The sequence below is a fragment of the Erwinia sp. HDF1-3R genome (assembly GCF_039621855.1).
In the GTDB taxonomy this organism is placed as follows: domain Bacteria; phylum Pseudomonadota; class Gammaproteobacteria; order Enterobacterales; family Enterobacteriaceae; genus Erwinia.
In genome coordinates this window covers 1,809,496-1,828,831 of record NZ_CP155071.1, presented here as the reverse complement: position 1 = coordinate 1,828,831, position 19,336 = coordinate 1,809,496, and the positions used below count along the sequence as shown (strand labels likewise).

The window sequence follows — 19,336 nt, the reverse complement described above, 5'->3', positions numbered from 1 at the left end:
TTCGATCAGCGAATGCGTTGAATTCCTTGCTAACCTTACCGCAACGCCACTGTCAACGATAGCGTTTTGTCGGGCTATTTTGATCCTGCTCAGCAAGCCAGGTGAGCTTTTCACCAATTTTACCTTCAAGACCGCGAGAGGTCGGCTGATAATAGCGAGTATGGGCCATTTTCTCCGGAAAATAGTCCTCTCCGGCCGCATAAGCATGGGGTTCATCATGCGCATAGCGATACTCCGCGCCCAGCCCCATCTCTTTCATTAGTCGGGTGGGGGCGTTACGCAGATGTTCCGGCACATCATAATCAGGATTTTCCCGCGCATCGCGCATCGCTGACTTGAATGCGGTGTAGACGGCATTACTTTTTGGCGCGCAGGCCAGGTAGACGATCGCCTGCGCGATCGCCCTTTCGCCTTCTGCCGGACCGACGCGGGTAAAACAGTCCCATGCCGAAATCGCCACCTGCATGCCGCGCGGATCGGCGTTGCCGACATCTTCCGACGCAATAGCCAGCAATCGACGGGCAACGTACAGCGGATCGCCACCGGCGGTGATGATCCTGGCGTACCAGTAAAGCGCCGCATCGGGGGCGGAACCGCGAATCGATTTGTGCAGCGCCGAGATAAGGTCGTAGTAGCGATCGCCCTTGTTATCGAATCTGGCGCTGCGTTCACCACTGACCTCATTCAGAAGCTTTGGCGTCAGTTCACGCTTGCCCTGAGCGTTGACTTCGGCCATATCGGCCATCATCTCCAGCGTATTGAGAGCACGGCGTGCATCGCCGCTCACCAGCGCGGCAATCATGCGCCGCGTTGCCTCCGGCAGTTCAATATTTTCCGCGCCGTAGCCGCGTTCGCTGTCGTTCATCGCCTGCGTCAGCACCGTTTCGATATCCTCATCGGTGAGTGATTTCAGCAGATACACTCTGGCACGGGACAGGAGCGCTGAATTCAGCTCGAACGAGGGGTTTTCGGTGGTGGCGCCGATAAAGGTAATGGTGCCGTCTTCAATATGCGGCAGGAAGGCATCCTGCTGGCTCTTATTGAAGCGATGGACCTCATCAACAAACAGGATCGTACGTCGCCCGGCATTACGGTTCTGCCTGGCCCGTTCAATGGCCTCTCGGATATCTTTGACCCCGGACGTCACCGCAGAGATGCGCTCGACATCGGCCTGACCATAATGGCCAATAATCTCGGCTAACGTCGTCTTACCCGTACCTGGTGGCCCCCACAGGATCATTGAATGCAGATGACCCGCCTCTATGGCGCGGGGAAGCGGCTTATCCGTCGCCAGCAGATGTTGCTGGCCGATATATTCAGCCAGCGTACGTGGCCGCATACGGGCGGCCAGAGGCTGAAATTCATTATGGGAGAAATCCAGAGACAGAGTGCTCACGCTGACCTCACTTACGCTGGTCGTCCAGCGTTACGCCTTTCGGCGGCGTAAAACGGAATTTATCGGCAGCGATTGCGCCATTTTGCTGGCTCTTAAGCGCGTAGCTACTGCGCTGACCGTCCTGCTCCACCGCGCTGAACTGATTGATTGTACCGTTGGTGGAGACGTTGATGGTGAACTGTTTCAGATTGCCATCAGCAGATTTTGGCGTCAGCTCAAAGTTGTCACCCAGCTGCTTAATATTGTACTGCTTCCAGTCACTGCCCTGGTTACGCGCAATCAGCATAAAGGGCGTATTGCTGGTGGCATCTTTCAGCCAGGATGCACTCACCTGCTCCACGAACGGATTGTAAAACCACAGGGTTTTACCGTCAGAAATCAGGGTGCTTTCGTCCGGTGCCGTCATATGCCAGTTAAACAGATCTGGCCGCTTGACCCACAGTTCACCTTCGCCGTCCTGCACCGACTGGCCGCTGCCATCGGTCACTTTTTGGGTGAAACTGGCGTGAAAGCTTTTGACCTTATCCAGACGCTGCTGCAGGTCAGAAGAAGCATCGGCGAATACGCTGGCCGATGCAAAAGCAGCCATCACACAGCAGGAAATCATCAGTTTTTTCATTACGGCATCCTTATTAAAACTTTTTTATCCCATAAGCGGGGAAGCATTCGTGGATAACTGTAGCCAGGGCCGGAGGATTACAACAGGAGATTATTCTGGTCGCTGGCAATAATAGTGTTATGGGGGCGTCTGCAGGAAACTCAACGGGCCAGGTTTTCCTGGCCCGTCTGTAGCGGCAAAAAGGTTAAAAACGACGACTACATTTCATGAGGCGGCGGGGAGAGCACCTCGCGGTTGCCGTTATGGCCCGGAGAAGAAACAATGCCCTGTGCCTCCATCTGTTCAATGATCCGTGCAGCACGGTTATAGCCAATGCGGAACTGACGCTGGACGCCTGAAATAGAGGCCCGGCGTTTTTCAACCACGAACAGCACCGCCTGATCGAACAGCGGATCCAGCTCCTCCTCACCGTCCAGACCCAGACCACCACTTTCACTCTCCTCACCGGCGGTAATGCTTTCAATGTACTGAGGACGACCGCGCGCCTTCCAGTCCTGCACCACCGCATGCACTTCCTGATCGCGGACGAAAGCGCCGTGAACGCGCACCGGCATTGATGAGTTCGGCGGCATATAGAGCATATCCCCCATACCCAGCAGGGATTCCGCGCCCGCCTGATCGAGGATCGTGCGCGAATCAATCTTACTGGAGACGGTAAAGGCGATACGGGTCGGAATGTTAGCTTTAATCAGGCCGGTAATCACATCAACCGACGGACGCTGCGTGGCAAGGACCAGATGAATACCTGCCGCACGGGCTTTCTGGGCGAGACGGGCAATCAGTTCTTCAACTTTCTTACCCACCGCCATCATCAGATCGGCAAATTCATCGACCAGCACGACGATGTAGGGCAGTTTTTCCAGCACCGGCGGCGTCATATCCATGCTGTCTCCCGGCTTCCAGAACGGATCGGGAATCGGTCGGCCCATCGCTTCTGCCTGCTCGATTTTCTCGTTATACCCGGCCAAGTTACGTACGCCCAGCGCTGACATGAGCTTATAGCGGCGTTCCATCTCGCCAACGCTCCAGCGCAGCGCATTAGCCGCATCCTTCATATCGGTAACCACTTCGGTCAGCAGATGAGGAATACCTTCATAGACCGACAGCTCCAGCATTTTCGGATCGATCATAATAAAGCGCACTTCTTCCGGCGTGGCCTTATACAGCATGCTGATGATCATGGCGTTAACGCCAACCGATTTACCCGATCCGGTGGTACCCGCGACCAGCAGGTGCGGCATTTTTGCCAGATCGGCGACCACCGGCTGGCCGGCGATATCTTTACCGAGCACCACCGCCAGCGGCGAAGGGTTATCGCGGAACTTAGCGCACTCCAGCACCTCACGCATGTAAACCGTCTGACGATGCTTGTTAGGAAGCTCCAGGCCGACATAAGGTTTACCCGGTATCACCTCAACCACGCGTACCGCAACGGCAGAGAGCGAGCGCGCCAGGTCACGGGAGAGGTTAGAGATACGCGCCGCTTTAACGCCCGGCGCCAGATCCAGTTCGAAACGGGTAATGACCGGGCCTGGAGAGATACCCACCACTTCTGCCTTGACGCGATAGTCGGCAAGACGTGCCTCAACCAGCCGTGCCGTTTGCTCGAGAGCGAACATATCAACCGGCTCTGCCTCAACGGGCGGAGCCGAAAGCAGATCCAGCGTCGGCAGCGGCGTGGTAGGTTTCTCCAGCGGCTGTTCATGGCGAACCAAAAATGGATGGAACAGGCTGTCAGGCGCTTTCGCCACGGGCTCCGGCCGTGGCGCAGCAGGTTCAGCCTGTGGGGCAGCAGGTTCAGCCTGTGGGGCAGCAGGTTCAGCCTGTGGGGCAGAGGTCTGCCACGAGGGAACCGTGGCCGCTGGCTGTGGCGCAGCGGGTTCAGCCTGTGGGGCAGAGGTCTGCCACGAGGGAACCGAGGTTTGCTGAGCGGGCTGCTGACTGTGCTGCTGCCACTGGGGCTGTTCCGCCGGCTGTTCCTGCTCTGACTCCGGCATGGCTGAGAGCGTGAACAGGGGCTCGCGTGGGCCATCATCCACCAGATCGTCAAGCGGAGAGAAATCAAAGGCACCAGCAGTATTCAGCGTAGCGGTCGACTGCGGATGTTCCGCAGCCTCACCGTAACGCTGCTGTTGCTGCTCACTGAACTGACGTGCCAGCGCGGCCTGCTGCTGTGACTCCTCATCCTCCCCGGTCAACTCTTCGCCATAGCGAACCTGCTGCTGCGCCATAAAGGCTTCGCGCAGGTGCGCTTCTTCCTGCATCGCCTCTTCACTCTGAGGCGCGGCAAACGGTGAGTCGGACCCATCCTGCTGCTGTCGCAGCTCCTCTTCTCTCGCTTTCTCCTCGGCAATACGCTGAGAAGGCAGTTTGATGCCATAGGAAGCCAGTTCACGCCGCGTGGGCAGCTTAACCGGGTTTGGCCGGGGCAGCGAGGGTCCGATCCCCTGCTTCACCTGCGGATTGCGACCCTCGCTGGTGGCACTAAAGCCGGGCATAAATGCTGCCGCCGAGGCTGCCGTTGTAGCCAGCGGCGCAGCATTATTCGCCGCCGGGCCAGCAGCGATATCAGCAGGCTGGACGGCAGGTGAGGCCGTGAACTCAAAGGGTGAAGAAGAGGAAGCCTCACGCCAGTTACCCATCTGCGGCCCATCGTCTTCATCCATTACCGGTCTTGAAGGTGCTGGGGTATCGGCCGGGACCTCGAAGCGATAAAGTTCTGGATCAGGTTCTGCCTGTGCAGCAGAGGCGGGGCCAGTGTCGTATACGGACGCGCCCTCTCTTACAGGCGCAAAGGTCGCGGCACCTGTAGACCCAGCAACAGCTACTGCACCGGTTGCTACTGCGGCGGTCGAAGCCAGCTGCGCATTGTTATCATTTCGCACGGATGTCTGACGGGCAGCAGAAGCCAGCAGCGCGTCGTCGTCATTATGCCCGGACGGCTGACGGGCAGCAGAAGCCAGCAGCACGTCGTCATCATTATGACCAGATGTCTGACGTGCAGCGAAAGCCAGCAGCACGTCGTCGTCATTATGACCGGATGGCTGGCGGGCAGCGGGAGCCAGCAGCACGTCGTCATGTCGATCGGCTGGTGGGTGGGCAGCGACAGATGACGCTTCCTCCGCGTCTTCGTCGTCGTAGTCGTCTTCATGCCAGCGGCGATCGTCACGAGAACGATTGCTGGCGAAGGTCAGCACGCCCATCACCGCGCCGCCAATTTTCTCGGCGATAGTGAGCCATGACCATCCGGTATAGAGCGTTAACCCAGCGGCCCAGATGCAGAGCAGCGTTAGTGTGCCGGTAGCGCCGTTGAACCAGGGCGCCATTGCATTGACAATCAGGCTGCCAATGACCCCACCGGAGGCAAAGTACCAGATATCATCCGCGTTAAGGGCTGCCAGGCCGCAGGTCGTGATTACCAGCGCCAGCACGCCAATCAAGCGCAGGCCGACCGCAAAATAGTCAATATAGTCCTGAGAGTGGCGCTGACTAAAGGTTATCCAGCACAGGCCCAGTATCACCGGCGGGATGGCGTAGGCCATTACGCCGAAAATAAAGAACAGCGTATCCGCAAGCCATGCGCCAATACCGCCGCCCAGGTTATGAATAGGTTCATGCCAGGCAGTCTGTGACCAGCTGGGATCGGAGGGATTGAAGCTCACCAGCGCAACCATCAGGTAGATGGCGAAAAGAGCGACAATAATCAGCAACGCTTCCAGCAGGCGACGCCCGCTGCTCAGAGGTTGCAGGGAAACTTCTTTATCTTCTGTGTATTCCTGGCTCAAGAGTTCTCTCCAGGTGCCCGTAAACTATGAAGGAAAAAACGCCGGGCAAGCCCGACGCTGAACCTGTATGAATTCACAGGAGTGTACCCAAATCCGACAGAATTTGCACCTGCCCTGTGTTACCGCGTCTTAATGACCAGGCGGTTACTTTGTTTCACTTCTTCCATCACCACGTAGGTCCGCGTATCGTTCACGCCCGGCAGGCGTAGCAGGGTTTCACCCAGCAATTTACGGTAGGCTGACATGTCGGGCACACGCGTTTTCAACAGATAGTCGAAATCGCCGGAAACAAGATGACACTCTTGAGTTTCCTCAAGTTTTTGCACGGCGGCGTTAAATTGTTCGAATACGTCAGGCGCGCCACGATTCAGAGTAATCTCAACAAATACCAGTAGCGAGGCATCGAGGTAGTGAGGATTGAGCTGAGCGGTGTAGCCCAGAATAAATCCCTGCCTTTCCAGACGACGAACACGCTCAAGGCATGGCGTCGGCGATAGCCCCACGCGTTTAGACAACTCGACGTTTGAAATTCGGCCATCTTTCTGCAGTTCATTTAAAATGTTGCGGTCGATTCTGTCGAGGTCTTTACCCGGTCGTTTTTTATTGTCTACCATTATTATTGTCTCTCTTAATGCCTTCCCTTTACCCGCCATACCCTGAACAATGCCGCTGTTACAGGGTTGTTTAAGTGAAGTCTGGCGCCTGTTGCGATTTTAAAACGCCCATCCGTATGACGCATGCTGTCTGTCCACACCATGCGTCATGACCAATGACAGACTGAGTTTATCCGGTAACGGCTAAAACACGGGATAAACCCGGTTCCGTCGGCCAGGATACCCTCTGCTTCCATTACTGTTTTCGCAAAAGACCAGCCGATTGTCAAAGTAAAACAACTAAAATCAGTACAACATGCCAAACGCGTGACTGCATGACTGTTTTTAAATGAATATTCCTGTATTTCTGCACCACAAAATGGCCTTCACTGCCCCATTTTGGGGCAGTCCTCCCGATAATGGCGCAGCCTGAATGGTTAAACCTTTTACATCTATTGCTAACAAAATTGCAGAACGCTTTTTTTGCTGCGCTAAATTCCCTACAATCAAAAAAAGTATGCCAGTTAAAAAAAGAGGGGCTCATGAGCACGGCCAAACACAGTAAATTACTTATCCTGGGTTCCGGCCCGGCAGGCTACACCGCAGCGGTGTATGCTGCGCGAGCGAACCTGAACCCGGTATTAATTACCGGTTTAGAAAAAGGCGGTCAGCTGACCACCACCACTGAAGTGGAAAACTGGCCCGGCGATCCCCACGATCTGACCGGCCCGCTGCTGATGGAGCGCATGCAGGAACATGCCGAAAAATTTAATACGGAGATTATTTTCGATCATATTCATACCGTCGACCTGCAAAACCGTCCCTTCCGTCTGACCGGCGACAGCGGTGAATACACGGCTGACGCGCTGATTATCGCCACCGGCGCTTCCGCCCGCTATCTGGGCCTGCCGTCAGAAGACGCGTTCAAAGGACGCGGCGTGTCAGCCTGTGCAACCTGTGATGGTTTCTTCTACCGTAACCAGAAAGTTGCGGTTATTGGCGGCGGTAATACAGCGGTTGAGGAAGCACTCTACCTGGCGAATATCGCCGCTGAAGTTCATCTGATTCATCGACGTGACAGCTTTCGCGCAGAGAAGATCCTGATCGATCGTCTGATGGAGAAAGTCCGCACCGGCAATATCGTTTTGCATACGCACCGCACGCTGGATGAGGTGTTGGGCGATCAGATGGGCGTTAGCTCGCTGCGCCTGCGCGCCACGGATGACGTTGAAAAAACGGAGGAGTTACAGGTCGCCGGACTGTTTGTTGCCATCGGTCACAGCCCAAACACCGCCATATTTAACGGCCAGCTCGAACTGGAAAATGGTTATCTGAAAGTCCAGTCTGGTCTGCAGGGTAATGCGACCCAGACCAGCATTCCAGGCGTATTCGCTGCGGGCGACGTGATGGATCATATCTATCGTCAGGCGATCACCTCCGCCGGAACCGGCTGCATGGCCGCGCTGGATGCGGAACGCTATCTCGACGGATTGGTTAAAAACTCTCAGTAAGTTGTTAAAACACTGCTTCAATTTTCCGGAAGGCGACCTTTGCAGGTCGCCTTTTCTTTTTGTGCACGGTAAAATCCCAGGAAATTTCCCCCGTTTATTATCGGGATATGGAGTGCAGCTCTGCCCTCCTCCCGTCGCACCGGCAGGTCATGAACAAAACAAGGCAACAATATCTATTACGCTGGCTAAGAAGTCAGAGCGCACAGGGTAAAGGCTGGCTGCGCCTTTCCATGCTGTTGGGCATGCTGAGCGCCGTACTGGTGGTCGGGCAGGCATGGCTGCTGGCTACGCTGCTTCAGGCCCTGATCGTGACGGGCCAGCCACGCGACACGCTGATCAGCCCCTTTATGCTGTTGTTGGTCTGCTTCTTTCTGCGCGCCCTGCTGGCCTGGGGGCGTGAAAAAGTTGGCTTCGAGTATGGCAAAGCCATTCGACAACGCCTTCGTCGTACCATTCTGGACAGGCTGCATCAGCTCGGCCCGGCCTGTATTCAGGGAAAACCCGCGGGCAGTTGGGCGACGTTGCTGCTGGAACAAATCGAGGATATGCAGGATTATTACGCCCGCTATCAGCCGCAGATGTTACTGGCGGTGTTTATCCCACTCACGATTCTGATTGCCCTGTTCCCGGTTAACTGGGCCGCCGCGCTGATCCTGCTGGCCACCGCGCCACTTATCCCTCTGTTTATGGCGCTGGTGGGCCTGGGCGCGGCAGAGGCAAACCGACGCAACTTTAGCGCGCTGGCTCGTCTGAGCGGTCATTTCCTCGACCGCCTGCGCGGGCTGGAAACGCTGCGCCTGTTTAATCGGGCAACGGCTGAAACCGCGCAGATCCGTGAGGCCTCCGCCGATTTTCGCCGGCGCACCATGGATGTATTACGCCTGGCCTTTCTCTCTTCGGCGGTGCTGGAATTTTTCGCCTCGCTTTCAATCGCCGTGGTCGCGGTTTATTTCGGTTTTTCCTACCTCGGCGAGCTTAATTTTGGTCACTACGGCACCGGTATTACGCTCTTCGCCGGATTTCTGGCGCTGATACTGGCACCCGAGTTCTTTCAGCCCCTGCGGGATATGGGTACCTTCTACCACGCGAAAGCGCAGGCGGTAGGCGGGGCTGATGCGCTGGAAACCTTCCTCAGCAACGCGGACACCCTCCCGGCCCGGCAGGGGAAAACGCTCATTGACCCTTCACCGGGCATCGCCCTTGAGGCGCGCAATGTCGTTATTACCAGCATTAGCGGTAAGGTTCTGGCGGGTCCGCTGAATTTCTCCCTTGCGGCAGGCCAGCGCGTTGCCGTAATTGGCCAGAGCGGAGCGGGGAAAACCTCCCTGCTGGGTCTTATTCTCGGTCATTTACCCTATCAGGGATCGCTGCTGATTAACGGCGTGGAGCTGCGCGACATCGAGCCGGGCTTCTGGCAGCAGCAGCTTGCCTGGGTAGGACAGAATCCTCATCTCCCTGCCCGTACGCTGCGTGAAAATATTGTTATGGACGGCAGCGACCATTCGGATCGCCTGCGTCAGGTTACTGCCCTTGCCGGGGTTGATGAGTTTCTTCCGCACCTGCCCGCCGGGCTGGAGAGCGAAACCGGTGAACACGCCCGGCATCTCTCTGTAGGCCAGGCCCAGCGCATTGCCGTCGCGCGTGCGCTGTACAAACCCTGCCGCCTGATGCTGCTGGATGAGCCGGGAGCCAGCCTGGACAGCCACAGTGAACAGCAGGTCAATCAGGCGCTCCACGACGCGTCATTCAACCAGACGACGCTGCTGGTCACCCATCAGCTTGAACAGCTGGATCGCTGGGATGAAATCTGGCTGATGCGCGAAGGGAAAATTATTCAGCGCGGCACCCATGGTCAGCTTGTTCAGTATCCGGGTGCCTTCACTGAACTGGCTTCACACCGACAGGAGCGCGCTCAATGACTACCCTGGCCCCTTTTTTCGCGCTTTATCGTCGTCATTTCTGGCGTCTGTCGCTGGGTATTGTGCTGGCGATCCTTACGCTGCTGGCCAGCGTCGGCCTGCTGACGCTCTCCGGATGGTTCCTGGCCGCCTCCTCCCTGGCGGGCAGCGCCGGACTTTACAGCTTCAACTATATGCTGCCTGCGGCGGGGGTTCGCGGGGCGGCCATCATCCGCACGGTCGCGCGCTACTTTGAGCGGCTGGTCAGTCATGATGGCACGTTCAGAGTGCTTGAGCATTTGCGGGTTTATACCTTTAGCAGGCTGATCCCCCTTTCACCCGCCGGGCTGGCTCCGTTCCGCCAGGGGGATTTACTGAATCGCCTGGTTGCAGATGTCGATACCCTCGATCATCTTTACCTGCGGGTTATCTCCCCGCTTATTGGCGCACTCTTTGTTATCATCGCCGTCACGGGGGGGCTGAGCTGGCTGGACGGAAGGCTGGCGCTGACGCTGGGGGGCCTGATGCTGCTGACGCTAATCCTGCTTCCGCCGCTGTTTTACCGTGCCGGACGTCCCACCGGAGAAGCGCTGACCCAGCTGCGCAGCCGCTATCGCACCGAGGTCACCAGCTGGCTCAACGGGCAGGCAGAGCTGACGCTTTATGGCGGCGAGGGCGCGTATCGCAGCAGGCTGGATACCACCGAAGCGGCATGGCTACGCGCACAGCGTCGTCAGGCCAGTCTTTCCGGGCTCTCCCTTGCCCTGCTCACCCTGATAACCGGTTTCACCCTGGTGCTGATATTCTGGCTGGCCGCCGGCGAGTCCGCTCTGCCGGGCGCACCCATCGCCCTGTTTGTCTTCTGCACCCTGGCGGCATTCGAGGCGCTGGCGCCCGTGGGCGGCGCGTTCCAGCATCTGGGACAGGTAATGGCCTCTGCCCGCCGCGTGACCCAGATTGTCAGTCAGCGGCCGGCCGTCCAGTTCCCCTCTGCCGGCCCGTCCGTTGGCGAACATGTACAGCTTGAGCTGCAAAACGTCAGCTTCAGCTACGACGGCAGGCATCAGGCGCTGCAAAACCTGTCGCTGACTCTCGCCAAAGGCGAGCATGTCGCGCTGCTTGGCCGTACCGGCTGTGGCAAGTCGACGCTGATTCAGCTGCTTACCCGTGCCTGGGATCCTCAGCAGGGTGTTATCCTGCTCAATAACCAGCCGCTTTCTGCCTGGAGTGAGCAGAGCCTGCGCCGCGCCATTAGCGTGGTCACACAGCGTGTTCACCTGTTTAGCGACACGCTGCGCGGCAATCTTTTGCTGGCGGCACCTGAGGCAACGGATGCCCGGCTCTGCGATGCGCTTCGCCAGGTTGGCCTGGCTGGCCTGCTCGACGATGATCAGGGGCTAAACGCGTGGCTGGGTGAAGGAGGAAGAGCGCTTTCTGGCGGGGAGCTGCGTCGCCTTGCCATCGCCCGTGCGCTGCTGCACGGCGGTGGCTTAATGCTGCTCGATGAGCCGACCGAGGGGCTGGATGCGGAAACAGAGCAGCATATTCTCCTGCTGCTGCGCCAGATAGCTCAACACAGAACCCTGATCATGGTTACCCACCGATTACAGGGGCTGGAGCATTTCGACAAAATTTGCCTTATGGACAGCGGTGAAATTGCTGAGCAGGGAAATCATCACGAATTAATCTCAAAACGCGGCCGCTACTGGGATTTTCACCAGCGGGTTGCGCTATAGTTTCTCCTCTCGTTCGACAGAGATTTTATCATGCGTCTGATCCAGCTTTCGAGGGAGTCGCTTAACTTCCCTCCTCCTGAAATGGCCCTCCGTGAGCCCAACGGCCTGCTGGCAATGGGCGGGGATCTCAGTCCCCCTCGCCTGCTCAACGCTTATCATCGCGGTATTTTTCCCTGGTTCTCACCTGGCGATCCGATACTCTGGTGGTCACCCGACCCGCGCGCGGTACTCTATCCCGGACGGTTTCACCTCAGCCGCAGTATGAAGCGTTTCCACCTGCGATCGCCCTATCGGGTGACGCTGAATCAGCGCTTTGCTGAGGTGATCGAAGGCTGCGCCACCGATCGTGAAGAAGGTACCTGGATCACCCCGGAAGTGAAGCGCGCCTGGCAACGTCTGTTCGAGATGGGCCACGCCCAGTCGGTAGAAGTTTGGCTCGACGGGGAGTTGGTTGGCGGCATGTACGGCCTGGCGCTGGGTCAGATTTTTTGCGGTGAGTCAATGTTCAGCCTGCGTGAGAATGCGTCGAAAACCGCGCTGCTGGTCTTCAGCCACTATTTTGCACAACAGGGCGGCCAGCTGATTGACTGTCAGGTGTTGAATCCGCATACCGCCTCGCTGGGCGCGGAGGAGATCCCCCGCGCCGACTACCTGCAAATTGTTCATGCATTGTCCGATCGTTCACTTGCTGAAGGCTGCTGGCAGCAGCAGACCCTTTTTTGATGCTATTTCTTGATGTTTTCCACGCAACCGGCGAGAACAGTGGTATAATATGCGCGTTTGGTATGTCGTCCGCCCTTCGCCTTACATCACTGGCGAGCCGGGATTGGCCTGGCAGGGAATATTAACGCAACTTGTCTTTACGCTTTTCAGCCCGCGCAGAAGCGGTTGAAAAACGCATTCTTAGCCCGCAATTCCCTCACGCGTTGACACCCATACACTACTCAGAATTAATCGTGAGCTCCTCTCTCAGCCGCGCTGCAGAGGGGCTGATGCTGGTGAATTCACCAACAATTCTTTACATAATACTTGAAATTCGGCATTATCTTGCCGGTTCAAACTAAGGTTGTAACACCCAGAGGATTCGATGGCCAAAGAAGACAATATTGAAATGCAGGGAACCGTACTGGATACGTTACCCAACACCATGTTTCGCGTTGAGCTTGAAAACGGACACGTGGTTACCGCTCACATCTCCGGTAAAATGCGCAAAAACTATATCCGCATCCTGACGGGCGACAAAGTCACTGTAGAGCTGACCCCGTACGACCTGAGCAAAGGCCGCATTGTCTTCCGTAGTCGCTAATACGCATTCAGTCGTGCTGCCGCATCTGCCGCAGCGCCCATAAAAAAAGGCCGGTTTAAACCGGCCTTTTTATTTATCTGCATTTAATGCAGTTCGCGCTCTGTTAGTGAACCGTCCCTTCCGTTTTACGCTTCTCAGCGCTAAGGAAGTGGTAAGTCAGCTTGTTGTTCTCTTTGTCCAGTGCGACAGAGACAGAGCCCCCGTCTACCAGCGATCCAAACAGCAGCTCGTTTGCCAGCGGTTTCTTGAGGTTTTCCTGCACGGTACGCGCCATCGGACGCGCGCCCATCGCTTTATCATACCCCTTCACCGCCAGCCAGTCACGGGCCTCATCACTGACTTCAAGCGACACGCCTTTCGCATCCAGCTGCGCCTGAAGTTCAACAATGAACTTGTCCACTACCTGATGAATCACCTCGGTATCAAGATGTTTGAACCAGATAATGTTGTCCAGACGGTTGCGGAATTCCGGCGTAAAGATCTTCTTAATCTCTTCCATCGCGTCGGTGCTGTTGTCCTGATGGATCAGACCGATGGATTTACGCTCGGTTTCCCGCACGCCAGCGTTAGTCGTCATTACCACGACCACATTGCGGAAATCGGCTTTACGACCGTTGTTATCGGTCAGCATACCGTTGTCCATGACCTGAAGCAGCAGATTGAACACGTCCGGGTGCGCTTTTTCAATTTCATCAAACAGCACAACCGCATGCGGATGCTTGATAACCGCATCGGTCAGCAGCCCACCCTGATCGAAACCGACATAGCCCGGAGGCGCACCAATCAGTCGGCTGACGGTATGACGCTCCATATATTCGGACATATCAAAACGCAGCAGCTCAATACCCAGCGCCTTCGCCAGCTGTACCGTCACTTCGGTTTTCCCGACGCCGGTCGGCCCGGCAAACAGAAAAGAACCCACCGGTTTACGGTCCTGACTCAGGCCAGCACGGCTCATCTTGATCGCTTCGGTCAGCGCTTCAATGGCATTATCCTGACCAAATACCAGCATCTTCAGGCGATCGCCGAGGTTTCTCAGCGTGTCGCGATCGGTCGCGGATACGCTCTTCTCAGGGATACGCGCAATACGCGCCACGACCGATTCGATATCCGCCACGTTAACCGTTTTCTTACGCTTGCTGACCGGCATCAGACGCGCCCGCGCGCCCGCTTCATCAATGACGTCAATGGCCTTATCGGGCAAATGACGATCGTTGATATACTTAACAGCCAGCTCCACGGCGGCGCGTACGGCTTTCGCCGTATAGCGAACGTCATGGTGCGCTTCATACTTCGGCTTCAGTCCGTTAAGGATCTGCACCGTTTCATCCACCGACGGTTCGGTAATGTCGATTTTCTGGAAACGACGCGCCAGCGCACGATCTTTTTCGAAGATGTTGCTGAACTCCTGATAGGTGGTGGAGCCCATTACCCGAATTTTCCCGCTCGAAAGCAGCGGTTTAATCAGGTTTGCGGCATCAACCTGCCCACCCGATGCGGCACCCGCCCCGATGATCGTATGGATCTCATCAATAAACAGAATACTGCTGTTATCCTGCTCGAGCTGCTTTAACAGCGCCTTAAAGCGTTTTTCGAAGTCGCCGCGATACTTAGTCCCGGCCAGCAGAGAGCCGATATCCAGCGAATAGATGGTGGCATCCTTCATCACTTCCGGCACTTCGCCCTGGACGATACGCCAGGCAAGCCCTTCAGCAATGGCGGTTTTACCTACGCCGGATTCACCCACCAGCAGCGGGTTATTTTTGCGACGGCGGCACAGCACCTGAACGGTACGCTCCAGCTCTTTATCGCGTCCAATCAGCGGATCGATTCCGCCGACGCGAGCAAGCTGGTTAAGATTGGTGGTGAAGTTCTCCATACGTTCCTCCCCCCCTGCCTGCTCTTCGTTAACGGGATTTTCCGCACCCGGCGCCTGGCCAGGTTCGTCTTTGCGCGTACCGTGTGAAATGAAATTAACCACGTCAAGGCGGCTGACCTCATGCTTACGCAGCAGATAGGCAGCCTGGGATTCCTGCTCGCTGAAAATAGCGACCAGTACGTTTGCCCCCGCCACTTCGCTGCGGCCGGATGACTGGACGTGAAAAACCGCCCGTTGCAGTACACGCTGGAAGCTCAGCGTAGGCTGGGTATCACGTTCTTCTTCGCTGACCGGCAAGACCGGGGTGGTTTGTTCGATGAAGGCTTCAAGCTCCTGCCGGAGAGCCACAATATCTACCGTACAGGCTTCCAGTGCCTCTCTGGCCGACGGGTTACTGAGCAGCGCCAGTAACAAATGCTCGACGGTCATAAACTCGTGACGGTGCTCGCGCGCTCTGGCGAAAGCCATGTTTAAACTGAGTTCCAGTTCTTGATTGAGCATAGGCACCTCCCCCAATAGATCGCCTTATTCAGGCTTTTTCCAGCGTACACAGCAACGGATGCTCATTCTCCCTGGCGTACTTATTGATATGAGCGACCTTGGTTTCTGCCACTTCAGCAGTAAAAACACCGCAGATCGCCTTTCCCTGATAGTGAACCGTAAGCATCAGTTGCGTTGCACGTTCTACATCATAAGAAAAGAACTTTTGCAGTACGTCAATAACAAATTCCATAGGTGTATAATCGTCATTGTTTAAAATAACTTTATACATCGAAGGTGGCTTGAGGCCTTCACGCAATTTGTCATCTGCAAGCTGTTCAAAATTAAGCCAGTCGTTAGTCTTTCCCATACGTACCCGGTTTGTAAACGTTGTCTGCTCACGCCAGCCCGGCATCATTCAGAGTAAGTTTAACACACTCAGAATTTTGCCCCGGCCCGATGCGTTTTTGTCGCAAAATAGTGCTTAGCGACCTTCATCACAAAATCGTCAATAGCGTTAACTGCCTCATATTTTGATGATTTTGTTGCCGTCATAACGTCCCCGATGCTTGACGCATTAAGCCATTTATCTACAGTACAGGCATAAGCTGGATGCGTTTTAACCAGCTTTGAGGCTATCTGCCTCACCACCCCACTCAATTGAATGTCTTGCGAGGGATGTAGAAGCATGGAGACGGGTACTGTTAAATGGTTCAATAATGCCAAAGGCTTCGGCTTTATCTGTCCGGTCAGTGGCGGCGAGGATATCTTCGCACACTACTCAACCATTCAGATGGACGGTTACAGAACGCTGAAAGCCGGACAGCAAGTCCAGTTTGATGTGCATCAGGGGCCAAAAGGCAATCACGCCAGCCTGATCGTTCCTGTAGAAGAAGCGATGGCCGTCGATGCCTGACCTTATCCTTAACACATTCTGACTAACCCTTGAATAAAATGCCAGCAACTCAGGCTGGCATTTCTATCTGTTACGTTTACCGACTTTACTAAGATTGGGATGCCGCGACATATTTCAAGGCCGCGAAATCAGACTTATTTCTGCTATTTTTCCTGATGCCACTTCCATCTGGTCCTGCGCTTTACTCAATATAGAAATTTAGCTAATTTAATGAGACATTTTTCTCCTCATGGATGACCAGGTGATCTACTCCGGACTGTTAACAATTCTGTTGCCCCTCATCGCTGGCTACCTGCTGCCGTCAAAAAACCCGACAGTCATAAAAGCGGTCAACCGACTACTGGGCTGGATGGTTTACATCATCTTGTTCTTTATGGGCATCAGCCTCGCCTTTCTGGATAACCTCGGTACCAATCTGCTGGCTATCTTCCACTACTGCCTGGTCAGCGCCGCCGCCATTCTGCTTTGCAATCTGCTGGCGCTGCGCGTGCTTGAATCACGTCGCCCCTGGCAGCACGCGCATCGGAGCCAGGCCCTGCCCTCGCGTGTGCATATGGCGCTGGAATCGCTCAAGCTGTGCGGCGTAGTGCTTGCTGGCTTTCTGCTGGGGCTGTGCCACTGGCCGCTGATGAAATTTGCCAGCCAGGCCAGTGAATACGCCCTGCTCTTCCTGCTCTTTCTGGTGGGGCTTCAGCTGCGCGGCAGCGGAATGACGCTGCGCCAAATCCTGCTTAACCGCCGTGGAACGATTGTCGCCATCGTCGTTTTCGTCAGCGCGATGGCAGGCGGGGCAATAGCAGCGCTTATCCTCGGCCTGCCGATAAAAACCGGACTGGCCATGGCCTCCGGCTTTGGCTGGTACTCGCTTTCGGGCATTCTGATGACTGAATCCTTTGGACCGGTTATCGGCAGTGCGGCATTTTTTAACGATCTGCTGCGTGAGCTGCTGGCAATAATGCTGATCCCGGCTCTGATCGCTCACCATCGCTCCAGCGCCCTCGGGCTCTGCGGGGCAACCTCGATGGACTTTACGCTGCCGGTACTACAGCGCAGCGGCGGAAACGAGATAGTCCCTGCGGCTATCGTCCACGGCTTTGTGCTGAGCCTGTTAGCCCCGGTACTGATCGCTTTCTTTTCTGCCTGAGTGACCGCACAGACGTATTCCTGTCTGCCTGAGTGCACGCTCAGTCACATTCCTGTCTGCCTGAGTGCATGCTCAGGCACATTCCTGTCTGCCTGAGTGCATGCTCAGTCACATTCCTGTCTGCCTGAGTGCATGCTCAGGCCTGCTCCTGCCTGCCCTGGTTTATCGCTCAGGCGTATTCGTGCGGTTTCCGGCATGCTGAGACGCCACTTTGCCTCCTGTCGACTATGCTCCAGTATTTATTATTTGTCAGAACGTGACCTGCTGACACCAGAAAGGAGCTACAGATGAAACAGTCCGTTGCCGCCCTCGTGGCTAAAACATTAGAAAATGCCGGCGTTAAACGTATCTGGGGCGTGACCGGCGACTCGCTGAACGGCCTGAGCGACAGCCTGAATCGCATGGGGACCATTGAATGGATGCCCACGCGTCATGAAGAAGTTGCGGCCTTCGCCGCCGGTGCGGAAGCACAAATCAGCGGCGAGCTGGCCGTCTGCGCGGGTTCCTGCGGGCCGGGTAACCTCCATCTGATTAACGGTCTTTTCGACTGCCACCGAAATCACGTTCCCGTGCTGGCCATTGCCGCACATATTCCCTCCAGCGAGATCGGCAGCGGCTATTTTCAGGAGACGCATCCTCAGGAGCTGTTCCGCGAATGTAGCCATTACTGTGAACTGGTTTCAAATCCTGAGCAGCTGCCTCAGGTGCTCGCAATCGCCATGCGGAAAGCCATTCTGAACCGGGGCGTCTCCGTGGTGGTGCTGCCGGGGGATATTGCTCTGCAGGCCGCACCGGAAGGGGCGACCGCTAACTGGTATCCGCCACAGCTGCCGGTTGTTCAGCCGCCCGCAGGCGAAATGGATAAGCTGGCCGCGCTGCTGAACGAGGCTGAAAACATCACCCTGATGTGCGGTGCGGGCTGCGCGGGCGCGCACGACGAGGTGGTCCGTCTGGCCGAAACGCTGAAGGCACCCATCGTGCATGCGCTGCGTGGCAAAGAGCACGTGGAATACGATAACCCGTACGATGTCGGCATGACCGGCCTGATTGGTTTCTCGTCCGGGTATCACGCCATGATGAACGCCGATACGCTTATTCTGCTCGGCACCCAGTTTCCCTACCGCGCGTTCTACCCTGCCGATGCCAAAATTATTCAGATCGATATCAATCCTGGCAGTATTGGCTCGCACTGCCACGTGGATATGGCGCTGGTGGGGGACATTAAATCGACGCTGAGCGCCCTGCTTCCCCAGTTGGAGATCAAAAGTGACCGCCGCTTCCTGGATAAGGCGCTGTCGCACTACGCCGATGCGCGAAAGGATCTCGACAGCCTGGCTAACGCCAATGATAATCAGGCGATCCACCCGCAGTATGTGGCCCAGCAGCTCAGCCGCTACGCCGACGACGATGCGATATTCACCTGCGACGTGGGCACGCCAACGGTCTGGGCCGCCCGCTATCTGAAAATGAACGGAAAGCGCCGACTTATCGGTTCGTTTAACCACGGCTCAATGGCCAATGCCATGCCGCAGGCACTCGGTGCACAGGCTATTGACAGGCAGCGTCAGGTCGTCGCCATGTGCGGTGACGGCGGCTTCAGCATGTTGATGGGCGATTTCCTCACCGTTGCGCAGCTTAAGCTGCCGGTGAAGCTGGTGATCTTCAACAATAGCGTGCTCGGATTCGTCGCTATGGAGATGAAAGCCGGTGGCTACCTGACCGATGGTACCACGCTGGAAAATCCTGACTTTGCTGCCATTGCCCAGGCCTGCGGCGTTAAAGGCCTCCGCGTGGAGCGCGCCTCTGACCTTGACGGCGCCATTCAGGAAGCGATGGCCTTTGACGGCCCGGTGCTGCTGGATGTCATCACTGCGAAGGAAGAGCTGGCGATGCCGCCGCAGATCAAAATGGAACAGGCGAAAGGATTTAGTCTCTATATGCTGCGGGCCATCATTAATGGTCGCGGCGATGAAGTGGTAGAACTGGCTAAAACCAACTGGCTGCGGTAAAACATTTGCAGGTCTTTTATTATACGGACGCTAAGGCGTCCGTTTTCATAAGAGGAACGCACAG

Annotated in this window: 14 protein-coding genes; 8 read left to right on the top strand and 6 right to left on the bottom strand. The window is 56.2% G+C overall.

What is annotated here, in order from left to right:
* Window positions 1-52 precede the first annotated feature (52 nt).
* From AAGR22_RS08415 to lrp, 4 genes are all read right to left on the bottom strand, one after another.
* Window positions 53-1,396, bottom strand: coding sequence for a replication-associated recombination protein A (locus AAGR22_RS08415; RefSeq protein ID WP_067702814.1), 1,344 nt, complete (start codon window positions 1,394-1,396; stop codon window positions 53-55).
* A gap of 7 nt (window positions 1,397-1,403) precedes the next feature.
* Window positions 1,404-2,015 carry an outer membrane lipoprotein chaperone LolA gene (lolA, locus tag AAGR22_RS08410; RefSeq protein ID WP_067702811.1) on the bottom strand — a complete coding sequence of 204 codons (612 nt, stop codon included), beginning with the start codon at window positions 2,013-2,015 and terminating at the stop codon, window positions 1,404-1,406.
* A 197-nt stretch (window positions 2,016-2,212) separates the two neighbouring features.
* On the bottom strand, window positions 2,213-5,800 hold the full coding sequence (locus AAGR22_RS08405; RefSeq protein ID WP_345831262.1) for a DNA translocase FtsK 4TM domain-containing protein: 3,588 nt from the start codon (window positions 5,798-5,800) through the stop codon (window positions 2,213-2,215).
* A gap of 119 nt (window positions 5,801-5,919) precedes the next feature.
* Complete coding sequence (gene lrp, locus AAGR22_RS08400; protein WP_006118610.1) at window positions 5,920-6,414, bottom strand: leucine-responsive transcriptional regulator Lrp; 495 nt, start codon at window positions 6,412-6,414, stop codon at window positions 5,920-5,922.
* 521 nt (window positions 6,415-6,935) lie between these two features.
* Between lrp and trxB the strand changes: the two genes are divergently transcribed.
* The 5 genes from trxB (at window position 6,936) to infA (ending at window position 12,844) form a co-directional block, all read left to right on the top strand.
* Complete coding sequence (trxB, locus tag AAGR22_RS08395; protein ID WP_067702805.1) at window positions 6,936-7,904, top strand: thioredoxin-disulfide reductase; 969 nt, start codon at window positions 6,936-6,938, stop codon at window positions 7,902-7,904.
* Window positions 7,905-8,053: 149 nt separating this feature from the next.
* A complete protein-coding gene (cydD, locus tag AAGR22_RS08390; protein ID WP_345831261.1) occupies window positions 8,054-9,823 on the top strand; it encodes a cysteine/glutathione ABC transporter permease/ATP-binding protein CydD in 1,770 nt (589 codons plus the stop codon).
* Complete coding sequence (gene cydC / locus AAGR22_RS08385; protein WP_345831260.1) at window positions 9,820-11,538, top strand: cysteine/glutathione ABC transporter ATP-binding protein/permease CydC; 1,719 nt, start codon at window positions 9,820-9,822, stop codon at window positions 11,536-11,538. The genes cydD and cydC overlap by 4 nt, the downstream gene beginning before the upstream one ends.
* 30 nt (window positions 11,539-11,568) lie before the next feature.
* The gene (aat, locus tag AAGR22_RS08380; RefSeq protein WP_067702799.1) at window positions 11,569-12,261 is read left to right on the top strand and encodes a leucyl/phenylalanyl-tRNA--protein transferase; all 693 of its coding nucleotides are present in this window, start codon (window positions 11,569-11,571) and stop codon (window positions 12,259-12,261) included.
* Between the two features lie 364 nt (window positions 12,262-12,625).
* Window positions 12,626-12,844, top strand: a complete 219-nt coding sequence (gene infA / locus AAGR22_RS08375) for a translation initiation factor IF-1 (protein ID WP_002211347.1) — start codon at window positions 12,626-12,628, stop codon at window positions 12,842-12,844.
* A gap of 103 nt (window positions 12,845-12,947) precedes the next feature.
* Here the strand turns inward: infA and clpA are convergent, their stop codons facing one another.
* Both clpA and clpS read right to left on the bottom strand, forming a co-directional pair.
* Window positions 12,948-15,224, bottom strand: a complete 2,277-nt coding sequence (gene clpA, locus AAGR22_RS08370; RefSeq protein WP_067702796.1) for an ATP-dependent Clp protease ATP-binding subunit ClpA — start codon at window positions 15,222-15,224, stop codon at window positions 12,948-12,950.
* Window positions 15,225-15,252: 28 nt separating this feature from the next.
* Window positions 15,253-15,573 (bottom strand): ATP-dependent Clp protease adapter ClpS, encoded by a 321-nt coding sequence (clpS, locus tag AAGR22_RS08365; protein WP_067703691.1) that lies wholly within the window; start codon window positions 15,571-15,573, stop codon window positions 15,253-15,255.
* A gap of 318 nt (window positions 15,574-15,891) precedes the next feature.
* Between clpS and cspD the strand changes: the two genes are divergently transcribed.
* The 3 genes from cspD to poxB all read left to right on the top strand — a co-directional run bounded on the left by cspD (window position 15,892) and on the right by poxB (window position 19,272).
* Window positions 15,892-16,119 carry a cold shock-like protein CspD gene (gene cspD / locus AAGR22_RS08360; RefSeq protein ID WP_067702791.1) on the top strand — a complete coding sequence of 76 codons (228 nt, stop codon included), beginning with the start codon at window positions 15,892-15,894 and terminating at the stop codon, window positions 16,117-16,119.
* Window positions 16,120-16,363: 244 nt separating this feature from the next.
* Window positions 16,364-17,263 carry a lysine exporter LysO family protein gene (locus AAGR22_RS08355; protein ID WP_345831566.1) on the top strand — a complete coding sequence of 300 codons (900 nt, stop codon included), beginning with the start codon at window positions 16,364-16,366 and terminating at the stop codon, window positions 17,261-17,263.
* A 287-nt stretch (window positions 17,264-17,550) separates the two neighbouring features.
* Complete coding sequence (gene poxB / locus AAGR22_RS08350) at window positions 17,551-19,272, top strand: ubiquinone-dependent pyruvate dehydrogenase (RefSeq protein WP_067702788.1); 1,722 nt, start codon at window positions 17,551-17,553, stop codon at window positions 19,270-19,272.
* Window positions 19,273-19,336: the final 64 nt, after the last annotated feature.

Coding starts and splice junctions, on each gene's coding strand:
- lolA (WP_067702811.1), bottom strand. CDS start 2,015: ATGAAAAAACTGATGATTTCCTGCTGTGTGATGGCTGCTTTTGCATCG.
- lrp (WP_006118610.1), bottom strand. CDS start 6,414: ATGGTAGACAATAAAAAACGACCGGGTAAAGACCTCGACAGAATCGAC.
- trxB (WP_067702805.1), top strand. CDS start 6,936: ATGAGCACGGCCAAACACAGTAAATTACTTATCCTGGGTTCCGGCCCG.
- cydD (WP_345831261.1), top strand. CDS start 8,054: ATGAACAAAACAAGGCAACAATATCTATTACGCTGGCTAAGAAGTCAG.
- cydC (WP_345831260.1), top strand. CDS start 9,820: ATGACTACCCTGGCCCCTTTTTTCGCGCTTTATCGTCGTCATTTCTGG.
- aat (WP_067702799.1), top strand. CDS start 11,569: ATGCGTCTGATCCAGCTTTCGAGGGAGTCGCTTAACTTCCCTCCTCCT.
- infA (WP_002211347.1), top strand. CDS start 12,626: ATGGCCAAAGAAGACAATATTGAAATGCAGGGAACCGTACTGGATACG.
- clpA (WP_067702796.1), bottom strand. CDS start 15,224: ATGCTCAATCAAGAACTGGAACTCAGTTTAAACATGGCTTTCGCCAGA.
- clpS (WP_067703691.1), bottom strand. CDS start 15,573: ATGGGAAAGACTAACGACTGGCTTAATTTTGAACAGCTTGCAGATGAC.
- cspD (WP_067702791.1), top strand. CDS start 15,892: ATGGAGACGGGTACTGTTAAATGGTTCAATAATGCCAAAGGCTTCGGC.
- poxB (WP_067702788.1), top strand. CDS start 17,551: ATGAAACAGTCCGTTGCCGCCCTCGTGGCTAAAACATTAGAAAATGCC.